The sequence below is a fragment of the Mesorhizobium sp. WSM4842 genome (assembly GCF_055901575.1).
Map to the genome: position 1 here is coordinate 201,152 of NZ_CM148372.1, position 19,740 is coordinate 220,891.

19 protein-coding genes, 1 tRNA gene and 1 pseudogene are annotated in these 19,740 nt (G+C 60.5%); 5 read left to right on the forward strand and 16 right to left on the reverse strand.

What is annotated here, in order from left to right:
* Positions 1–136 precede the first annotated feature (136 nt).
* A tRNA-Thr gene (locus AC0NIE_RS00915) sits at positions 137–212 on the forward strand.
* Positions 213–346: 134 nt separating this feature from the next.
* On the opposite strand, the gene AC0NIE_RS00920 is transcribed toward AC0NIE_RS00915, so the two are convergent.
* The 10 genes from AC0NIE_RS00920 to AC0NIE_RS00965 form a co-directional block, all read right to left on the reverse strand.
* A complete protein-coding gene (locus AC0NIE_RS00920) occupies positions 347–1,576 on the reverse strand; it encodes a TadE/TadG family type IV pilus assembly protein (RefSeq protein WP_473483974.1) in 1,230 nt (409 codons plus the stop codon).
* Between the two features lie 447 nt (positions 1,577–2,023).
* Positions 2,024–2,494: a tetratricopeptide repeat protein gene (locus AC0NIE_RS00925; protein ID WP_473483977.1), complete on the reverse strand. Its 471-nt coding sequence runs from the start codon at positions 2,492–2,494 to the stop codon at positions 2,024–2,026.
* Between the two features lie 134 nt (positions 2,495–2,628).
* The gene (locus AC0NIE_RS00930; RefSeq protein ID WP_473483980.1) at positions 2,629–3,588 is read right to left on the reverse strand and encodes a type II secretion system F family protein; all 960 of its coding nucleotides are present in this window, start codon (positions 3,586–3,588) and stop codon (positions 2,629–2,631) included.
* A gap of 1 nt (position 3,589) precedes the next feature.
* Positions 3,590–4,555 carry a type II secretion system F family protein gene (locus AC0NIE_RS00935; protein ID WP_473483982.1) on the reverse strand — a complete coding sequence of 322 codons (966 nt, stop codon included), beginning with the start codon at positions 4,553–4,555 and terminating at the stop codon, positions 3,590–3,592.
* Between the two features lie 3 nt (positions 4,556–4,558).
* Complete coding sequence (locus tag AC0NIE_RS00940) at positions 4,559–5,977, reverse strand: CpaF family protein (protein WP_473483984.1); 1,419 nt, start codon at positions 5,975–5,977, stop codon at positions 4,559–4,561.
* The gene (locus AC0NIE_RS00945; RefSeq protein WP_473483986.1) at positions 5,974–7,185 is read right to left on the reverse strand and encodes a CpaE/TadZ family protein; all 1,212 of its coding nucleotides are present in this window, start codon (positions 7,183–7,185) and stop codon (positions 5,974–5,976) included. Before AC0NIE_RS00945 ends, AC0NIE_RS00940 begins: the two co-directional genes overlap by 4 nt.
* A 29-nt stretch (positions 7,186–7,214) precedes the next feature.
* Complete coding sequence (locus AC0NIE_RS00950) at positions 7,215–7,463, reverse strand: hypothetical protein (protein WP_473483989.1); 249 nt, start codon at positions 7,461–7,463, stop codon at positions 7,215–7,217.
* Positions 7,464–7,480: 17 nt separating this feature from the next.
* Positions 7,481–8,917: a type II and III secretion system protein family protein gene (locus tag AC0NIE_RS00955; protein WP_473483991.1), complete on the reverse strand. Its 1,437-nt coding sequence runs from the start codon at positions 8,915–8,917 to the stop codon at positions 7,481–7,483.
* Between the two features lie 40 nt (positions 8,918–8,957).
* Positions 8,958–9,884 (reverse strand): Flp pilus assembly protein CpaB, encoded by a 927-nt coding sequence (cpaB, locus tag AC0NIE_RS00960; protein WP_473483993.1) that lies wholly within the window; start codon positions 9,882–9,884, stop codon positions 8,958–8,960.
* An 899-nt stretch (positions 9,885–10,783) separates the two neighbouring features.
* On the reverse strand, positions 10,784–11,905 hold the full coding sequence (locus AC0NIE_RS00965) for a PQQ-dependent sugar dehydrogenase (protein WP_473483995.1): 1,122 nt from the start codon (positions 11,903–11,905) through the stop codon (positions 10,784–10,786).
* 305 nt (positions 11,906–12,210) lie between these two features.
* Between AC0NIE_RS00965 and AC0NIE_RS00970 the strand changes: the two genes are divergently transcribed.
* The 3 genes from AC0NIE_RS00970 to AC0NIE_RS00980 all read left to right on the forward strand — a co-directional run bounded on the left by AC0NIE_RS00970 (position 12,211) and on the right by AC0NIE_RS00980 (position 13,689).
* Positions 12,211–12,636 carry a globin family protein gene (locus AC0NIE_RS00970; protein ID WP_473483997.1) on the forward strand — a complete coding sequence of 142 codons (426 nt, stop codon included), beginning with the start codon at positions 12,211–12,213 and terminating at the stop codon, positions 12,634–12,636.
* Between the two features lie 65 nt (positions 12,637–12,701).
* Positions 12,702–13,028 carry a hypothetical protein gene (locus AC0NIE_RS00975; RefSeq protein WP_473483999.1) on the forward strand — a complete coding sequence of 109 codons (327 nt, stop codon included), beginning with the start codon at positions 12,702–12,704 and terminating at the stop codon, positions 13,026–13,028.
* Positions 13,029–13,155: 127 nt separating this feature from the next.
* Positions 13,156–13,689 (forward strand): DUF2380 domain-containing protein, encoded by a 534-nt coding sequence (locus AC0NIE_RS00980; RefSeq protein ID WP_473484001.1) that lies wholly within the window; start codon positions 13,156–13,158, stop codon positions 13,687–13,689.
* 67 nt (positions 13,690–13,756) lie between these two features.
* On the opposite strand, the pseudogene AC0NIE_RS00985 reads toward AC0NIE_RS00980, so the two are convergent.
* The 6 genes and pseudogenes from AC0NIE_RS00985 to AC0NIE_RS01010 all read right to left on the reverse strand — a co-directional run.
* A pseudogene (locus AC0NIE_RS00985) lies at positions 13,757–13,990 on the reverse strand (hypothetical protein); the annotation flags it as partial.
* A gap of 38 nt (positions 13,991–14,028) precedes the next feature.
* Positions 14,029–14,859, reverse strand: a complete 831-nt coding sequence (locus tag AC0NIE_RS00990; RefSeq protein ID WP_473484003.1) for a dipeptide ABC transporter ATP-binding protein — start codon at positions 14,857–14,859, stop codon at positions 14,029–14,031.
* Positions 14,856–15,749: an ABC transporter ATP-binding protein gene (locus AC0NIE_RS00995; protein WP_473484005.1), complete on the reverse strand. Its 894-nt coding sequence runs from the start codon at positions 15,747–15,749 to the stop codon at positions 14,856–14,858. The genes AC0NIE_RS00990 and AC0NIE_RS00995 overlap by 4 nt, the downstream gene beginning before the upstream one ends.
* A gap of 2 nt (positions 15,750–15,751) precedes the next feature.
* Positions 15,752–16,669 (reverse strand): ABC transporter permease subunit, encoded by a 918-nt coding sequence (locus tag AC0NIE_RS01000; protein WP_473484007.1) that lies wholly within the window; start codon positions 16,667–16,669, stop codon positions 15,752–15,754.
* A 1-nt stretch (position 16,670) separates the two neighbouring features.
* Positions 16,671–17,678, reverse strand: a complete 1,008-nt coding sequence (locus AC0NIE_RS01005) for an ABC transporter permease subunit (protein ID WP_192357740.1) — start codon at positions 17,676–17,678, stop codon at positions 16,671–16,673.
* Positions 17,679–17,736: 58 nt separating this feature from the next.
* On the reverse strand, positions 17,737–19,329 hold the full coding sequence (locus AC0NIE_RS01010; protein ID WP_473484009.1) for an ABC transporter substrate-binding protein: 1,593 nt from the start codon (positions 19,327–19,329) through the stop codon (positions 17,737–17,739).
* 149 nt (positions 19,330–19,478) lie between these two features.
* On the opposite strand from AC0NIE_RS01010, the gene AC0NIE_RS01015 reads away from it, so the two are divergent.
* Positions 19,479–19,637, forward strand: a complete 159-nt coding sequence (locus AC0NIE_RS01015; RefSeq protein ID WP_473484011.1) for a hypothetical protein — start codon at positions 19,479–19,481, stop codon at positions 19,635–19,637.
* Positions 19,638–19,740: the final 103 nt, after the last annotated feature.

The following is a 19,740-nucleotide window of genomic DNA, read 5'->3' on the forward strand; positions in this document are numbered from 1 at the left end:
CACAGCCGCATGGCCGATCGGTGCGGCGGTCGCTTATAGGCCCGGAATGAGCCGACACGAAATGCCAAGTCCCATCTTGAATTTGTGGCGGGTTGCGTCTATCACCCAGCGCATCTTGGAGGCCCCGGCTTCCCGGGCCGCTTTAGCTCAGTTGGTAGAGCACATCATTCGTAATGATGGGGTCAGGTGTTCGAGTCACCTAAGCGGCACCAATCTTTCCAAGGGTTGCGGGCCCAAAGCGCTCCTCACCACACCGCAAATTCGAGATCAGGACACATTTCGGGACACAAAACCGAGCGTCGGTGGTGCGTGGGCCAATGGGAGGTCTCGAACGTTCGCAACTGCCTTACATCGAAAAGTAGAACGGGCCTGCCACTCTAGCTTCGCGCCCCCCCAGTTCCGCACTGCAGTCGGACTTGATGTTCGAATTGCCGCTCATCTTGATCGTGTCGGCAACGATTCGCAGGCAGGTGCTGCTAGTTCCGTTGTTACCATTGTAGGTCAGGTCGCCATAGGGGAAGTACAGGACGCCGTTCAGATCAGTGGCGCCATTCCCATTGAACAGGTGGGACGATGTGTTCGCTCGTGCCGACATCATCAGCATGCCGGCATAGTCGCCTGTCTGCGGCGCGCTCAATGACAGCGAGCCGTTGCCGTTCACTGTTATACCGCCATCAGCCATGAAGATGGTCACACCGGCGCCGGTCACTGTGCCTTTGACGGAAAGAGAACCTTCGACATAATAGAGGCCCGGCTCCAGGGTTTTGTCGCCGCTCAGATCGAGATTTCGATACCGCCCTGGACTGACTGTCAAGTCGCCAGCGTTCGGATTAGGATACAAGATTGGTGGTACCGGTTCCACCAGGTTACCCCATGGGTCAGGCAGTCGCCACGCATTGACGCGATTTTGCTCACAATCGGTGATCAGTCCGCTGGTCGCCACTATTCCGCCAGATGATTGAATGCAGTCCGCCTCAAGGGACGCGTCGCCGCCAACATAGATGGAATCCGGAGCCGACGAATTGGAAGCGATAACGCAGCCATCCATGATGACTGTGGTGCTTCCGGCCGCTTCGAAGGCGCGCGGCGCGGCCCGGTTGAGGGCATAGACGCACGCGGTATCACCATTGCTGGACGTAATGCGGGACCGGACGAGAATGTTGGTCGATGACGGTCCATCGCCGCCGATTGAGCGCGGAATGAGATAGGTGTAGTTGAGGCTGGATTCAGTCCTGAGGCTCTGGCTTCCGTCGTTTTCCGTCGCCAGACCGTGATAGACGAGCGAGGGTATGTTATCCGCGCTTGCATCGACCGATGCCAAGTTGGCTTTGAGTAGCTTGTCGCCAAGCGCCTGTAGCTCACCGTCGCTCAGGCCCGAGTTGACCTTAACGGCGATCTCCATGCTTGCTGCATCCAGAGCCGATTGAAGCCTGCTCCTCTCGCGGTTCATGTTCGCGAGATCCACCGCGGCGCCGACTGCTGCAATCATAGGAAGCAGCATGACAACGAGACCGGTCGCAAAGTTACCGCGGCTGTCTCGACAGAACCGTTTCAAAAGCAGAATTTGGTGCATCATGCCGGCAAAATGCATCCCTGCGGCAAAGAAGTTGTTTCATTGATCACTAAACTCTTAAGTAGGACGGAATTCGTCCTCACAGAAAAGCTGCCGGACGGTCAAACCGCTGTCCGGATGGAGGATGCCGCCGTTCCGTGGCCGCGAATGCAGAGCGCTCTCAGCGAGCGGATGCAGGTATCGCTCGACTGTGCACAGCGCGGAACGGTTACCCGTCGCTAATTCTATTGAAAAATAAACATTCGAAATGGGTGATCGCCAGCACCCCTCGTGACCAATTCCAGTTTAGAAGGGTAAGTTCTGGCGCTGAACAACATGCCAGATCCGTTCTACGCCACCATTTCGCTCCAGAACCGATCTAGCCAGGCTTCTACAATTATTCACGGTGGACCCCGCGGCGGTCTGTAAGCCAACTGCAATTCGTTGGATCCGGCGACGGTTCGAACGCTGCTACGGCTTGTTCATCAGTGCGAGGTTGGCATCGACCAACGAGGTATCGGTCATTCCTGCCTTGGCCTCCAGAAGCAATTCGCGGGCTTTTTTCTTGTTGCCGCGCAACAATTGCGAATACCCCATATTGTTGACGATGTGGGCCCGGCGGCCGGCAACCACAACAAGCTGATCGTAAGCGCGGTCGGCAAAATCGAAGCGGCCGAGCTGGTCGTAGGAGGCGGCAAGTCCCAGCCATGCCTCGGCATTGTCGGACCGAAGTTCCACCGCCTTGCGGAAGTGCTTTTCCGCCAACCCATAATTGGCTTCGCGGAACTGCGTCTTGCCAGATACGAGATCAGCCCTGCTGATGTCGGTCGTCGCCGGAGCGATCGACGTGGTCTCGGTGACGTCGACGCTGCTCGTCGTGCATCCCGTCACAATCGTCACGACTGCGACCGCAGCCAACGCGGCGAATTTCGATTGCCCCATAATCTGCCCCATCCGGCCGCTTGGCGGGCCGTCTCATCAAGCATAATAGCGGGCTCGGCTTAAGCTTCGGTGGCGGGTTTCGAGCAAATATTAGGAAAGCCGAACATATTGGATTAACTATCGACTGGAGCGGATCAGTCGCCTGCCGTCATTTTCACGATGATCGGGATGATGGCGATCATCAGCACGACTGGCAGGATGCAGACCGTAACCGGCACCGACATCTTTGCCGGCAGCGCGTGCGCCTTTTCCTCAGCTATCGACATGCGCTTGTGACGCATTTCGTCCGAATAAACCCGAAGCGCGCCCGAAAGGCTGGTGCCAAGCTCCTTCGATTGCTGAAGCAGCGTGGCGAAGGAGCGTACCTCGTCGAGGCTCAGGCGATCAGCCAACGATTTCAGCGCATCGTCAAGGCTGCGCCCCGCCCTGAGTTCGAGCGAGACAAGCTGAAGGTTCTGGCTGAGCGAGGGATAAGTGATAAAGAGCTCTTTCGACACCCGCTCGATCCCGGCCTCCATGCTCATGCCGGCGTCCGCGCAGACGATCATCAGGTCCATGAAATCGGGAAAGCCATTGCGGTATTCCCGCATTTTCGTACGGACCTGCGAGGTCAATACAAGACCCGGCAGAAAATAACCGGCGCCACCGGACATGATGATAAAAGTCCAGCGGCTCGGAACTGCCGATTCACCGCCAAACCAGCGGACGACCAGAAACGCAACAACGGCTCCAGCCAGGAAGCCGACAAAGCGGATGACAAAAAAACTGCCGACCGCGCCTGGATCCATGTGACCAGCCTGGATGAGTTTCATCCGCAGCCGCGCAACGTTTTCCGGATCGCTTTTGGCGTAGAATTCATGGGCGGTTTTCATCGCCTTGTCGCGGACGGCGCTGGCGTTCCGTTTCGGCGCGGCGGTCGGCTTGGGTGCCTCCGCAACCTCTGAGACTTCGACCTTGAGCCGGCGCTTCAAGTCGCCGCGTCCTCCACGCGCGGTACTCCATTGCCAGAGGATCGCTCCTCCTCCCACGGCGAGCAGCAAAAGCGCCAGCGACGTCGGGCGAAGGGAGGCAAGGAGACCGATCAGGGTTTCCATGTCAGAATTTGAAGTTCGACATCTTGAACATCATGGCGTTGCCCAGCATTAGCCATGAGATCGAGCCGCCCAACAGATACCAAGTCATCGGCTCGCCCCAGACGCTCTCGTAGAATTGCGGCATCATGACCATGATGCCGACCATCAGCAGCGCCGGTACGGCGGTCAGGATGTAGGCCGACATGCGGCCCTCGGTCGAGATTGCTCGCACTTTGCGCCGCAGCTTTCCGCGCTCGCGGATGATCGACGACAGACCATCCAGGATTTCGCGCAGATTGCCGCCTGAGCTGCTCTGGATCGACACAGCGGTGACGAACAGTGGCAGGTCCTCGTGTCCGACGCGCTCGAACAGCGAATGCAGCGCGGAAACCAGGTCGGAGCCATAGGTCACTTCGTCGACGATCACGCCGAATTCGGTGCCGATCGGATCGGCCATTTCACGTGCCACCATCGAGATCGCCACCGGAACCGGATGCCCTGCCTTGAGGCTTCGCGTGATGAGTTCCAGAGCTTCTGGAAGCTGCATTCCGAACATCTTGTGCCGCCGCTTGCGCAGGACCCGCAGGGTCATGATCGGGAAGACCAAACACATGACCGGAAGCACTGCCAGTGCAATGATCAGCGGCAGGCCGTAGGAAACGGCAAACAGGCAGAGGCCAAGCGCCAGACCCGACGTGATCAGCAGAAATTTCGGCAGTGGTAGGACCATGCCGGACTGGATCCGCAGCTCCCGAATCCGGTCGAGCGAAAGCATCGAAGCACCGCCTTCCATCCCACGCTCTTTGCGCAGTTGGATCAGCACCTGCTCTTGGCTGAGCTTTTTCTCCTGCAGCTTCATTCGCCGATTGATCGCCATGCGGCGATCCCGGTGCCCGGCGTAAAGCAGGTAAAACGCTTCGGCGATCATGATGCCGGTCAGACCGGCGCCGGCATAAATCACATAGATGGCGCTGAATCCCTCGAGCATTGATTATTCCTGCTGTCTGCCAGGCTCGAAATATCGCCCAGGAAATTCGATGCCCATCGCCTTCAGGTCTTCGAGGAAGCGCGGGCGCAGGCCCGTCGCCTCGAAGTGGCCAAGGATCGTCCCGTCCGCCTCTATGCCGGTGCGCACGAAGCGAAATATCTCCTGCATCTGGATCACGTCGCCTTCCATCCCGGTCACTTCGGCGACGCTCGTGACCTTGCGCTTGCCGTCGGAAAGCCGGGTAAGCTGCACGATGATGTCGAGCGCGCTTGCGATCTGGCTGCGGATCGACTGCACGGTCATCGGCATTCCGGTCATGCCGAGCATCTGTTCGAGACGGGAAATCGCGTCGCGCGGCGTGTTGGCATGAATGGTCGCCATCGAGCCTTCGTGGCCGGTGTTCATCGCCTGAAGCATGTCGAAGGCTTCCTCTCCGCGGCACTCGCCGAGGATGACGCGGTCCGGCCGCATGCGCAGCGCGTTTTTGACCAGATCGCGCTGCTTGAGTTCGCCGTGACCTTCGATATTGGCCGGCCTCGTCTCCATGCGCGCCACATGCGGCTGCTGCAATTGCAGTTCGGCCGCGTCTTCGATGGTGATCAGGCGCTCGTCTTCGGGGATGAAGGCCGACAGCGCGTTCAGCATCGTCGTCTTGCCGGTGCCGGTGCCGCCGGAAATAATCGTCGTCTTGCGGGCATGGACTGCGGCGGCAAGGACCTCGGCCATGTTCTGCGTGACCGCACCAAATTCAACGAGCTTATGCAGACCGAGCTTATTCTTGGAGAATTTGCGGATGGATACCAGCGGCCCGTCGACACCGACCGGTCGGATGGCGGCATTGAAGCGTGAGCCGTCGAGCATGCGCGCGTCGACCATCGGCTGGGATTCATCGACGCGGCGGCCTACGGCCGCAACGATCTTGTTGATGATGCGTATGAGGTGAGCTTCGTCCTTGAACGGAATATGCACCTGCTCGAGCTTGCCATGCCGCTCGACGAAGCAACTGCGATGGCCGTTGATCAGGATGTCGTTGATGGCTGGGTCTTTCAGCAACGGCTCGAGCGGGCCGAGGCCGACCATTTCGTCGACGATGTCATCCACCAGCGCGTCGAGTTCGGCGACATTGACCGCAAGCCGTTCGCCGCGCGCCTTCTCGGAGACGAAATCATGCACCTGCCGCCGCATCTCGTCGCGCGGCAGGCGCTCGAGCGCTACGAGGTTGATCTCTTCGATCAGCATGCGGTGAATGCGCATTCTGGCGTCGAGGACCTTCGTGGGCTTTGCCGGTCCCACCTCGGGTTTCGGCGGTGCCGGCTTGCGTGTCGTCGGGATGACGACCGGCCGATGCTGGATTGGCGCCTGCTCCTGCCGGCTTTCCGGCGTGGCATCGCGTTTCTGGAGCGTCGAAAATCGGCTGATCACCCGGCTCTCCTCAAAAGACTTTTGCCGAGCCCGAACAGTGAACGCTTTTTCCGCGTTTCCGCCACGACTTCATCAGGCAGGACTATTCGCCTGAGATCGTTGACGACATTCGCGTTGGGGTCGATCTCGTGCAGCGGAACGCCGCGATCGACGGCCTCGCGCACCAGCTTGTAATTGTTCGAGATGCCGCCGACGAAATGCTCGCCGAGGAATGCCTGGACGTCGGCCCGCTTGATGCCGCTTTCGAACAGGCGTTGTTCGAAGCGGTTGACAATGACGTTTGGCTTCACCTCCTTGCCCACCGTCTCATAAACGGCCTGGATCAGCCGCTGCGTATGGCGCAGGCACGGCACGGTCATTTCGGCGACGATGTAGAGCTTGTTTGAGCCCAGCAGCACGGTCTCCGTCCAGGGAAACCACGTGCGCGGCATGTCGATGACGACATTGTCGAAATAGGCGGAGACGAGGTCCAGCATGCGGACAACCACGTCGGCGTTGAACGTGCGCATCTCCGCTGGCCGCGCAGGCGCAGCCAGCACGCAGAGACCGCTCGCATGTTTCGAGAGCATCACGTCAAGAAGCTGGCGGTCAAGGCGTTCCGGCTGATTATCGATTTCGTTGATGTCGAAGCGTGGCTCGAGGTCGAGATATTCGGCGCATGAGCCTTGCTGGAAATTGAGATCGACTACGCAGGTCGACGATCCGCGCGTTACCGAATGGTGGAGCTGGAACGCGGTTTGCAGCGTCAGCGTGGTGGTGCCTACCCCCCCGGCGGCGGGCATGAACGTGTAGATTTGCGACTCAGTGTTCTCTTCGCGCCCCGGTCCCTCAAGCGCGCGAACGCAGGAGCGAACAAGATCGGCGGTGGTCAGCGGCTTGACCAGAAAATCGGCGACCTGAAGCTGAACCAGGATGCGCGCGGCGGACGCATTGAATTCCTGAGTCACAACGATGATTGCAGCGCGCCTCTCGAGCCGCCGCGTAATGCGCTGCAGCGCCTCGATCTCGTTGAGCTTGGCCGCATCCATGTCGACGATCACCGCGCTGCAATCAGCCTCCTGGATTTCGCCGCGTAACTCGGTGACGTTCTTCTCGACCGTAACAAGCGCAACCCCCTCCGACGAGGCGAACGCCGTCCTCGTTTTCTGCACAAAGCTCTTGTCGGTGGAAACAAGCACGATCCGCTTGGTTTTTCCGGGATTTGCCATTCTTCTCGCCCGCGCGTTTGGTGGCCTGATCAGTAACCGGCCGTGGGTTGCGATGCTTTTTCCTCGACCGCTTTCGGGGCCGCGCTTGGCTGGGCGCCGCGGTTTGCTGGCACCCGAAGCCGGGTGCGTTCGACGCCCTCAGGCCACGGATCGACCATCTGCATCACGGTGTTGGCCGCCATCGCATTGCCCGCGCCTTGGGTCAGCCCGTCGAGACGCATCGTCTCCTCGGTGGCACAACCGCTGGCAGAGGCAAGCATTGCGACGGCGCCGATCATTGAAAGCGTTCGCATGCTCATTCCCTTGGGAGATCGAGGAAGTGGCCGACTTTTGTGGCTGGAGCGGCAGCGTCGGTTGCGGTCCCGCCATTGTGGGCGGCGTCGGCGGTTTTCACCTCCTCCACATTGCCCAGAAAATAATCGACATTGCTTGCCGGCAAGGTGCCGTCAGCCGGCGTCAGCGGCTTCTTCGATGGGTCCATCGGCTTAACGAGGTACGGCGTGACGATGATGACCAGGTCCGTTTCGCGCCGCTGATACGCTCTGGAACTGAACAGCGGGCCGAGCACCGGCAACTTGCCCAGACCTGGAACGCGCTGCTGAACCATGTCGTTCTCGCTTTGCAGCAAGCCCGCCATCATGAAACTCTGACCGCTTTTCAGATCGATCGACGTGTGCGCGCGCCGCACCACGAAACCCGGGATGGAGATGTTGCCGATATTGTAGGAAGCCGATCTATCGATCGAGGAGACCTCCGGCTCGATGTCGAGAGCGATCAGGCCGTCGCTGAGCACGGTCGGTGTGAAGTCAAGACTGACGCCGAACTTTTTGTATTCGACTGAGATATTGCCGTCCTCTTCCGAGACTGGGATCGGAAACTCGCCGCCCGCCAGGAAGCTCGCTTTTTCACCCGAGCGCGCAATCAGGTTCGGTTCGGCAAGACGTCGCGCGACACCGCGGTCTTCCAGAGCCTTGATGGCGACATCGATTGACACGCCGTTGGAGAGAAGGCCGCCGATGATCTGTGCCGCGGGAGCCGCCTTAGAAACCGAAGGAGTGGAGTTGAATGAGACGCCGCCATTGCTGCCGATGTATGTCACGCCGATTTTGGTGCCGAGTTCCTGTCCCACCTGCCGATTGATTTCGACGAAGCGCACATTCAGCTGAACCTGCTGCGACGAGGAAATATTGACCGAGTTGATGACCGTTTCTTCGCCCGAAAAATTGGTGGCGATCCGAGTCGCCTTATCAGCCGCCAACGCATCTTCGGCTGAGCCAGACAGAACAAGCCGGCCATTCGCCGAGCTAACCTTTATGTTGGCCCCCGGCACGCTGTCGCGGATGGTGCTGGCCAAACGGTCGGTGTCGAGCGTCACCTCGATGTCCATCGTACCGACCAGTTTCTTGTTTTCGTCGAAGAGAGCGATGCCCGTGGTGCCGAGATTACTGCCGAGCAGGTAGAAGGAGCGGTCCGTCAGCGGCTTGACGTTGGCGATCTCTGGATCGCCGATGACGATCTCGTAGAACGGCACATCGGTCTTGATCGTTCTGGGCTTTCCCCTGGCGAGCTTGATCGACATGTTTTTGGTCGAGGTAATGTAAACCACGCCGTTGCCGGCCTCAGCGTTTCCAACGCCAACCAGAAAGTGTCCCGCCGCAAACGAGATCGCCAGCAAGGCTATTCCGGCAGCATGCGCGCCGCTCCGACACAAATTGCCCACCCACCCAAACATTGCCTGTCCCCAAAAATCCGGCACCCCTGCCGGTGTCGTGTCACTTGTCCGGCGCAACAACCTGATAGGATTGCGGGTTGGTGCCGCGCGTCACGATCACGGTCTTGAATTTTTGCGCTTCCGGCCCCTCTGCGGCGATCGCCTCGATGACTGCGCCCGCAGCATCCGACGCGCCGGCCGCCACCGAGCCGCCGAATGAAGAGATGGTCGTCAAACCGTCTGTCGAACCACCGCCTTCGCTTGAGGCGCGCAGCGACAGCGACAGCGTGCCCACCGTGCGGGCCAGCGCCACCTTCTGCGCGCCCTCGGCATTGACCTCGATGGTCACAGAATTAGCGATCTGCGGACTGATCTGCCGCTCGTCGGCGCCCTGGCCGACGGTCAGCACCTTGGCGCTCTCGACCACGATCTCGCTGGTCAGCGTCGAACCGGCCGCGCCTTCGGCATTTTTCGCGACTTCGGTGATGGCGCCGGCGTCGCGCGTCAGCACCACGTCGACATGGTCGCCGGGCATAACGAAGCCGCCGACGCCGGCTATTTCGTCGGTGCGGATTGTCACCGCCCGCATGCCGGGCGAAAGCAGGTTCGACAGCGTCGCGCGCCCATTGGGACCCGACAGTTTTGCAAGCAAAAGCGGCTCGTTGATCTCTAGGGGTGAAAGCACGACACGACTTCCCTCGGCCAAAGCTTCGTTGATCGTCGTGAAGGCGCCCTGCGGAAGCGAATCCTGCGGCCACGGAATTTCCGCCAGTTGCGTCCGCTCTAGCGCCATGCCGAAGCGCAGCGGCGCCCTGGCGACGACGATCGTCTGAAACTGCATCGCCGGCGGCGCGGGTGTCGGAACTGCGAGCGAAATCCCTCCGGCACGAGCGTTTGCTTCGCTCTTAATCCAGAGATCGGCGGCAAAGATCGAGGCCGCGCCGAACACCGCGGCGATGCCGATCATTGTAATGGCTTTGCCCTTCACGCCCGATACCCCAAAATGCACCCTTCTTGTCTTTTGTCTTTGGCCGGACGCTACCGGGCGATTCTGAACAATTAGAAACTTCGCTTATTCGAATTTGTGCTATCGTTGCGTCTGGTTACCGAACCCTTGGACCTTTTTCCGCAATTTGAGTGAGCGCCATTTGCTTTTGGGTCGAACTTCACTTGGCTTCGACGTTTCCGGCACGCCGTCACGTTGTTGGTTATCCCACACGGTCAATGCGGCCAGAAGCAATCGACAGTTTCATCAGGCCTCTGTGAAATGGTTCGCCATCTAATCTCCGATGGCGTCGCTACCGTGAGCGCCCGGGTCCCCGTTCGGTGATCGGCCTCGTCAAGACCCAGCGCGCCGGAACCGGTGTCTACATCACGGCCGGTGGCAGGACTTTCTGGCGTTTTATCTCGGCGTGCAGGCTGTTTCGACTACACGGAACATGCAGTTGGATATCCGGGCTGACCCATGGCGAAACCGATCTTGTACAGTGACGGTAATAAATTAGAGCGCACGCTTTCCGTCGCCATCTTCTTAATTGTATTTACGTGCGCGATCGTCATCTTATTTTTCAACATGGACTCTATTAGAACGAAAATATCGTATTCAAAATTGTTTTCGGACGAGACAAGACTGACGATAGCATCGGATCCTTTTCTAGCTGTACTAGGATTCTTTTCGCTATTCTCTGTTTCCGTGCTCTCGATGGTAATGATTTTGCTTTTAATTTGGCGCTGCTCTACGAAAGTTGCCCACGTCGTGTCTGAAGTATTCCGTGACGACCGTCCTTAACTCGATCACTTAGATAGAGCCGGCCTCCAAGACTTTGGATGTCACAGCGCGATCAGCCCCAACGTTTCAGAAAATCACGTCTGTCGCGCGGCATGGGGTCACTGCGACGCTGCCGGTGACAGTCGCAATATCCTTCCGGCTGGCTCGTCGGTCAACGCCATCACCGCGCCGTCGGGAGCCTGCACCACGTCTCGGATACGCCTGCCGAGAGCAAGGACTTCCTCGCCGGCGACCTGCTTTCCGTCAATCCTGACGCGAACGATGCCCTCCGCCGACAGTCCGCCAATCAGGAGGTCGCCTCGCCAATCGGCAAACATGTCGCCGGTGTAGAAGGTCATGCCGGAAGGCGAGATGACGGGCGTCCAGCTATGGATGGAGCCGGCAAACTCCGGCCTCGTCGACGGATCGGGGATGCGTTCGCCCGAATAGTGGCGGCCCCAGCTGACCACGGGCCAGCCGTAATTCCTGCCTGCTTCCGGAATGTTCAGCTCGTCGCCGCCGAGCGGTCCCATTTCCGCCGTCCAGAGCACGCCGGTTTCGGGATGGAGCGCAGCACTTTGCACATTGCGATGGCCGTAGGACCAGATCTCGTCGGCGCCGTCCTTGCCGACGAAAGGATTGTCGTCAGGCACAGAACCATCGGGATTGATGCGGACGATCGTCCCGAGATGATTGTTCGGGTCCTGCGCCTGCCGCATCTTGAAGCGCTCGCCGAGCGTGACGAAGAGCTTGCCGTCCGGCGCGAATACCAGGCGGGAGCCGTAGTGGTTCCGGCCGGAGACGGCCGGTTCCTGCCGGAAGATCACATCGAAGTTCGAGAGCGCGCTGCCGTTCTCGTCCAGACGTCCACGGCCGACGGACGTGGCCGCCCCGCCGCCCCGTTCCTCCGAGTAGGAGAGATAAACCGTCCGGTTGTTGGCAAAGTCCGGATCGAGCGCCACATCCAGCAGGCCGCCTTGTCCGCCGGCGAGGACGTCCGGCACACCGTCGATCGGATCGGAAACGGCACCGTCGGTCGAGACGAGCCGCAGGCGCCCCGGACGCTCGGTGACCAGCAACGCGCCGTCGGGCAGGTAGGTCGCGCCCCAGGGATGTTCGAGCCCTTCGGCAAAGGTCTCGACCGCAATGCGGCCTGTTTCGCTCTCGACGCTGCTGTCCTGCGCGAGCGAGGGCGCACCGAAGGCAAGAAGAACAGACGAAGCAATGAGTATCCGCAGCATGATTTCTCCATCCGAAGGGAGGTATAGGGAGGAGCCGCCGGCTCCCCGATATAATGACCAACTGCCGATGCGGTTCCAAGCTGGCGAGGCGCGCCCATGTTTTCAGCTATGACCATGTCCTTGCCGACGAGATGAGCCCGGCGCATGTGACACCTTCAGCACGCATCTACAGAAAAAGAAGCCAAATGAGCGCGAACTGAAACTAATTGAGACACAACTGAAACACATCTACGCGCAGGCGACATGCACGCGAAACGCTTTGGGGCGATGGTCACCCCCAAGCCAGGAACGCAGGAGCGTCGCCGATGACACCCGACCAAATCAGACTTGTCCAGGACAGTTTTCGCGAAGTCGTCCCGATCCGCGTGGCCGCCGCGGCGTTGTTCTATGAACGCCTGTTCGCCATCGACGCGGATCTTCGCGCGCTGTTTCCGGTGAGAGACATGACCAAGCAAGGCGCCAAGCTGATGGCGAGCCTGGGCTTCGTCGTGCACGGGCTGGACCGTGCCGACACCATCCTCCCGACGGTGCGCGTGCTCGCCAAGCGTCACGTGACCTACGGCGTCGAGGAGCGTCATTACCCGATCGTCGGGCAAGCGCTCATCGAGACGCTGGCGGCCGGCCTCGGCACGGCATTTACGCCGGCTGTCCGCGAGGCTTGGGAGGCAGCCTACGGGTTGCTCGCAAGTGTGATGATCGCGGCTGCCCGTGAGGATCAGCTTGCCGCGTGATTTTTTGGGACGCAGCCGCAGGCGACCATCCACCCGAACGACAATGCCAAATGGAGAGAAACACCATGTTCAGATACACAGCTCTTGCAGCGCTTTGCGTCGTGGCAAGTTCCGCTTCCGCCGGCGAACTCACCGCCCGTCAGGGTGGGACCGTCGATCTCGGCAACTTTCACGGGGTCGTCTACTACACGGAGGCGGATGACGGCTACCGGGTGGTCACCACGATGGCGGCGGGCGAAGAAAGTTTGCCCGTACGCTTCGTCGCGACGCTCACCGAGGGCCAGGCGATGGTAATCTCGGTCCCGGGCGCGTTGACAGGGGCCGGCCAGGCACTCGAAATCTCGCGCACCCAGGGCAAGCTCGTCGTCGCGAAGGTGGAGTCCACCCAGTAGCGGGCGGAAAATTGACGTTGCGACGCAACCGGGTAGTCTGCGCCTGCTTCCGCGTTTTCCAACAGCGCGAAGAGACAAATCGGCACCGTCTTTGGGATGGTTATCGTCCTAACCTCGGAGAAACGAGATGCTCAAGGTGCAAAGTGCGGAAGTTCGATTTCGACTTTTTGAGTGTGGACAATTTTTCCTGATCCTGATGGGCGCTGGTCTACTTGCGTCGGCCGCTTTTGCCGATGTCGTCGAGCCAGCGACCCTCGCCGTCGCGGATTTCGAGTTCAGGGATACGTCAGGCGAAGTAAGGGACCAGACCGCCGAACACGAAGCGCGACTGAAGGCATTTGGGGTAGCGTTGCAGGATGGCCTTTCGGAGAAGATCAAGCTCGTCGCGTTACCCTGTCAGGCAGAACAGTGCACCATCAAGGACCCCGGCCTTGTCGATCTTTCGAAACAGGCAAGAACAGCCAGCGCGAAATATCTCCTGATCGGTCAGATGCACAAGATGAGCACGCTGGTCGGCTGGGTGAAGTTTGCAGTGCTGGATTTGAGCAACAACAAACCTGTCTGCGATCGATACCTGACTTACCGGGGAGATACCGACGAAGCGTGGCGACGAGCAGCAGAGTTCACGGCACGTGACGTCGAGAAGCACTGCATTCCGTAGGTATCGCGAAAAGCCCGGCGACCGAAACCGATAGCCGACAGCAACGCAATGCAAATGGCTTCGGTGATCAGACCGGCAGGAATGCGACGCCGTCGCGTGTTCGAGTCACGCAAGCGGCACCCGTGCCGTCGAGCATGTCGCCCCCTCTCGTGTTCAACGCCGCTACGCGCACGCGCCTGATCCAGTCGGCGGCATCCTCCCGGCCCTTGCGGCCCTTGAGCAGATCGAGCGCCGACAGCACGCGAAGGAACTTGGATTGGGCGCGGGCAGGGGTGTCGCTGTAGCCTTTGATCAGCCGGCGCCCTGAACCCAGCATGAGTGGGTACCGCAATTGCGGCGTCAGGCGGCCTTCTTCTTCGCCAGCCTCGCCTTGATGCTGGCGACGTCGGCGCGCGGCGTCGCCGCAAACAGCGTCTTGGTGTAGCTGTGCTTGGGGTCGGCAAATACCTCGTCGCGCGAACCATATTCGACGGCCTCGCCGTAATACATGACCATCACGTCGTCGGCGATGTAGCGCACCACCGATAGGTCGTGGCTGATGAAGACATAGGTCAGCTTGAACTCGTCCTGCAGGTCGGCAAGCAGATTGAGCACCTGCGCCTGCACCGACAGATCGAGCGCAGAGACCGGCTCGTCGAGCACCAAAAGGCTCGGATTGAGCATCAGAGCCCTGGCAATGGCGATGCGCTGGCGCTGGCCGCCCGAGAACATGTGCGGGTAACGGTTGTAATGCTCCGGTCCAAGGCCGACCTTCTTCAGCATCTTCATGGCGAGATCGCGCCGTTCGTCGGCCGGCGTGTCGGTGTTGATGAGCAGCGGCTCGCCCAGCACATCGCCGATCTTCTGGCGCGGATTGAGCGAACCATAGGGGTTCTGGAACACGATCTGCACCTTGCGGCGCATCTCCTTCGTCAGCCCATCCCTGGCGATGTCGACCTTGTTGCCGTCGATGAAGAGCTCGCCTGCCGTCGCGGGATCGATCAGGGTGATTATGCGGGCGAGCGTTGACTTGCCGCAGCCGCTTTCGCCGACGATGGCCAGCGTCTTGCCCTTGTCGACACTGAACGAGACGCCCTTGACCGCATGCACCGTACGCGAGGGGCGAAAAAGGCCGCCGCCGACATGGTAGTCGCGCACGATGTTCTTGCCTTCGAGAACCGTCGCACTCATGGCGCGGCTCCCATTGCCGGCTGGGTTGCCGCGGCAGGCCCGTTTCCCGCAGCAGAGGGGGCCGGTTCGAACAGCATGTCGGAAATGGTCGGCAGCCGATCGCCGACGGCGTTTTCCGGCAGCGCCGACAGAAGCGCGCGCGTGTAGTTGCTCTTCGGCTGCTCGAACAGCGACAGAACGTCGGCCTCCTCCATCTTGCGGCCCTTGTACTGGACGATGACGCGGTCGGCGGTCTCGGCCACGACGCCCATATTGTGGGTGATCATGATCAGGCCCATGCCGTATTTGGCCTGCAGGCCGACCAAAAGATCGAGGATCTGCTTCTGGATGGTGACGTCGAGCGCGGTGGTCGGCTCGTCGGCGATCAGCAGCTTCGGATTGCAGGCGATGGCGATGGCGATCATGACGCGCTGGCACTGGCCGCCCGACATCTGGTGCGGGAACGAGTTCAGCCGCTCTTCCGGATCGGCAATGCCGACCAGCTTCATCAGCTCGATGGCACGGGCCCGACGCTGGGCGCGGTCCATGCCCATATGGAAGCGCAGCACCTCCTCGATCTGGAAGCCGGCGGTGAAGCACGGATTGAGGCTGGCGATCGGTTCCTGGAAGATCATTGAGATGTCCTTGCCGACGATCTTGCGGCGCTCGGACGGACTGAGCTCGAGCAGATCGACGCCGTCGAAGGCCATGCGGTCGGCCTTCACCGTCGCCGTGTTCGGCAACAGCCCCATCACCGCCAGCATCGCCACCGATTTGCCGGAGCCGGATTCGCCGACGATCGCCAGCACCTCGCGCGGCTCGATCGACAGGTCGATGCCTTGCACCGCCATGAACGGTCCGGCGGCGGTATCGAAGGACACGGTAAGGTTCTTGATTTCGAGAAGAGGCATGGTCACGACCTCTTCAGCTTGGGATCGAAGGCATCGCGCAGCCCATCGCCGATCAGGTTGATCGCAAGCACAGTGATCAGGATGGCAAGGCCGGGGAAGGTCACCACCCATGGCGCGCGCAGGATGAACTCGCGTGCCGTGGCCAGCATCGTGCCCCATTCCGGCGTTGGCGGCTGCGCGCCGACGCCGAGGAAGCCGAGAGCCGCGGCCTCGAGAATGGCGTTGGAGAAGGACAGCGTCGCCTGCACGATCAGCGGCGCCATGCAGTTCGGCAAGATCGTCTTCACCATCAGCCTGAGATGACTGGCACCGGCCACCTTGGCGGAGATCACATATTCGCGGTTCTTTTCGGCCATCACTGCCGCGCGTGTGAGCCGCGCGAAATGCGGCTGCAGCACCAGTGCAATCGCCAGCATGGCGTTGAACAGGCCGGGTCCGAGGATCGCCACAAGAACCAGGGCAAGGAGCAGCGACGGGAAGGCGAGGATGACGTCCATGATGCGCATGATCAGCGTATCGACCCAGCCGCGGAAATAGCCGGCGAGCACGCCGAGGATGATGCCGCTGGTCAGCGAGAAAACAACGACGACCAGACCGATGAACAGCGAGAACCGCGCCCCGAAAATCAGCCGCGAAAGCATGTCGCGGCCGACTGCGTCGGTGCCGAGCAGGAACATCGACCTGCCGCCCTCCTGCCAGGCCGGGGGCGTCAGCAGCGCATCGCGAAACTGTTCGTCAGGCGAATGCGGCGCGACCAGCGGCGCGAAAATCGCCACCAGCACCAGGGCAGTGAACACAACCAGGCCGATGACGGCGCCGGTGTTCATCGAGTAGTAATGCCAGAACTCGGTGAAGGCGCGTTGCCGGCCGCCGGCTGGGATGGCGGCGGCGGTGGCTTCTGCCGTGGTTTGGTCGGTCATCTCACTGCACCCGGATACGTGGGTTGATGACGGCGTAGAGCACGTCGACGATCAGGTTCACCGCCATGACGATCAGGGCGATGATCAGCAAGCCGCTCTGGACGACGACATAGTCGCGCTTGGCGATCGCGTCGATCATCCACTTGCCGATACCGGGCCAGGAAAAGATCGTTTCGGTCAGGATGGCGCCCGCCATCAGCGTGCCGACCTGGAGGCCGATGGTGGTAACGACGGGGATCAACGCATTGCGAAAAGCGTGAAGCCCGATGACACGGCGCGGCGCCAGGCCCTTGGCGCGGGCGGTGCGGACGTAGTCCTCGCCCAGCACCTCCAACATCGCCGACCGCGTCTGGCGCGCTATGACGGCAAGCGGAATCGTCGCCAGCACGATCGCCGGCAGGACCAGGTGACTGGCGGCGGACCTGAAAGCGCCGCTCTTGCCGGAGATCAGGCTGTCGATCAGCATGAACCCCGTCGTCGGCTTGAAGAAATACTGAAGGCCGATGCGGCCGGAAACCGGCGTCCAGCCGAGATAGCCGGAGAAGAAGATGATGAGCAGCAGCCCCCACCAGAAGATCGGCATCGAATAGCCGGTCAGCGCCACACCCATCGTCGCCTGGTCAAACCATGATCCGCGCTTGACCGCGGCGAAGATGCCGGCGGGAATGCCGATGAGTACGGCGATGATCAGCGCGATCGTCGCCAGTTCCAGCGTGGCCGGAAACAGCGCCTGGAATTCACCGAGCACAGGCCGCTTGGTGGCGATCGATATGCCGAAGTCGCCGGTCAGGACCCTGCCGATATACTCGAGATACTGGACGACATAAGGCCGGTTGTAGCCAAACCGCTCGATAAGCTCGGCGTAGCGTTCGGGGCTGACGCCGCGCTCGCCGGCCAGGGCCAGGATCGGGTCGCCCGGCAGAAGCCGGACGAAAGCGAACGCCGCCAGCGATATGCCGAACACGGTCGGGATGATCAAGGCGAGCTTGTGGAGGAGATAACGGAGCATCTTACTTCATAGAACGGCGGCGCCGGAAGTCCAGCGCCGCCGTCCAATCTCTCAGGGGTTATTCGGTGACGTCGACGCCGTCAAACCGATGAATGCCGAGCGGGTCCATGACGAAGCCAGAAACCTTCTTGTTCATCGGCATGAAGACCTTGGAATGGGCGATGGTCAGCCACGGGGCCTCACGCTTGAACACGACCTGAGCTTCTTCGTAGATCTTGGTGCGCTCGGCGACATCAGTGGTCGCCTTGCCCTTCTGCAGCAGGGCTTCGAACTCCTGGTTGCACCAGATCGCATAGTTGGACTGGCCGATGGCATCGCAGCCGAGCAGGAACAGGAAGTTGTCCGGATCGCCATTGTCGCCGGTCCAGCCCAATTGGAAGGCACCGTCACGATCCTTCTGCTTGCCGCGTTCGCGATACTCGGTCCACTCGTAGCTGACGATCTCGGCCTTCACGCCGATCTTGGCATAGTCGGCCTGGATCAGTTCCGCGACCCTTTTGGCGTTCGGATTGTACGGGCGGCTGACCGGCATTGCCCAGATCTTCATCGACAGGTCCTTGACGCCGGCGTCGGCCAGCATCTTTTTGGCCGCGTCCGGATCGTATGGATCGTCCTTGATATCCTTGTTGTAGGACCACATCGTCGGCGGGATCGGGTTTATGGCCGCCTGGCCAGCGCCCTGATAGACCGCATCGAGAATGGCCTGCTTGTTGACGGCCATGTTGAGCGCTTTGCGGACCTCGACCTTGTCGAAAGGCGCCTGCGTCGTGTTGTAGGCCATGTAGCCGATGTTCAGGCCTTCCTGCTCGTCGACCTTGAGGTTTGGGTCAGCCTGCAGGCCGGCGATGTCGGCCGGCGCCGGGTACGACATGATATCGCACTCGCCTGCCTTCAGCTTCTGCGCGCGCACGGCCGGATCGGTCGTGATGGCAAAGATCAGATCGTCGATCTTCTGGCGGCCGCCATAGTAGCCGTCCCATGCCGCATAGCGGATGACCGCATCGACCTGGTAGTCGACGAACTGGAACGGACCGGTGCCGATCGGCTTCTGGGTGAATTGCTGCCTGGTGCCGGCCTTGTCGAGCTGATCGGCATATTCCTTGGAGACGATCGAAGCGAAATCCATGCCGAGGTCCGGCAGGAAAGCGACTTCAGGCTTGTTCAGCACGAATTTCACCGTCAGGTCGTCGACCTTGACGATTTCCTTGAGAAGATCCGGGAAGCCCATGCCGGCAAAATATTCCCAGCCGGTGCCTGCCAGATAATCGAACCACGGGTTTTCCTTCTTCCACTGGCGTTCGAAGGAGAAGATCACGTCGTCGGCGTTGAGATCGCGCGTCGGCGTGAAGTAGTCCGTGGTCTGGAACTTCACACCCGGCCGAAGCTTGAACGTGTATTCGAGACCGTCGTCGGAAACCGTCCAGCTCTCGGCGAGGCCAGGCGTGATGGTGGTCTTGCCGTGTTCGAACTCGACCAGGCGCGAATAGATGGTGCGTGACGACGCGTCGAAGTCGTTGCCACCGCTCCACGGCGATGGGTCGAAGCCGGCCGGCGACGCCTCCGAGCAGTAGACCAGCTGTTTCGCATTGGCCATGCCGCCGAGGACGCTTGCGGCCAGCAACGCGGCCGCAAAAGTCAGTTTCTTTTTCATGGAGGACTCCCTGATGTTCTTCCAAGCCCCTCTATCAGGCTCGCGAAGCGCGCATATAAGCACCGTTTTTCCGGCTTTGGAACACCCCGTTTGCCTACCCCATGGGAAGCAGAATTTATTTCTGCGCACTCGCCAAAAAGGAGAAGGAAATGTCAATTACTGCCTATCACGGGATTGTTAACGACTGCATTTTTTTATTGATCTTCAACCCGGCGTTGGTGAGCAACTGCGACCTTCCGCTTGTCGTCGGCGCGGAAGATTTTCTTTCCCGTCTTGCCGCGGGGGCAGACTTGCACGGCTGCCGATAGTCGCAATACATAGATGGCAGGCTGGATTTCCTGGATGCCGGCAGCAGCGGAGGACGTCTCTGGCATTCGGAGGCAACGCGGCGGGCAAGCAGAGACAATAAGA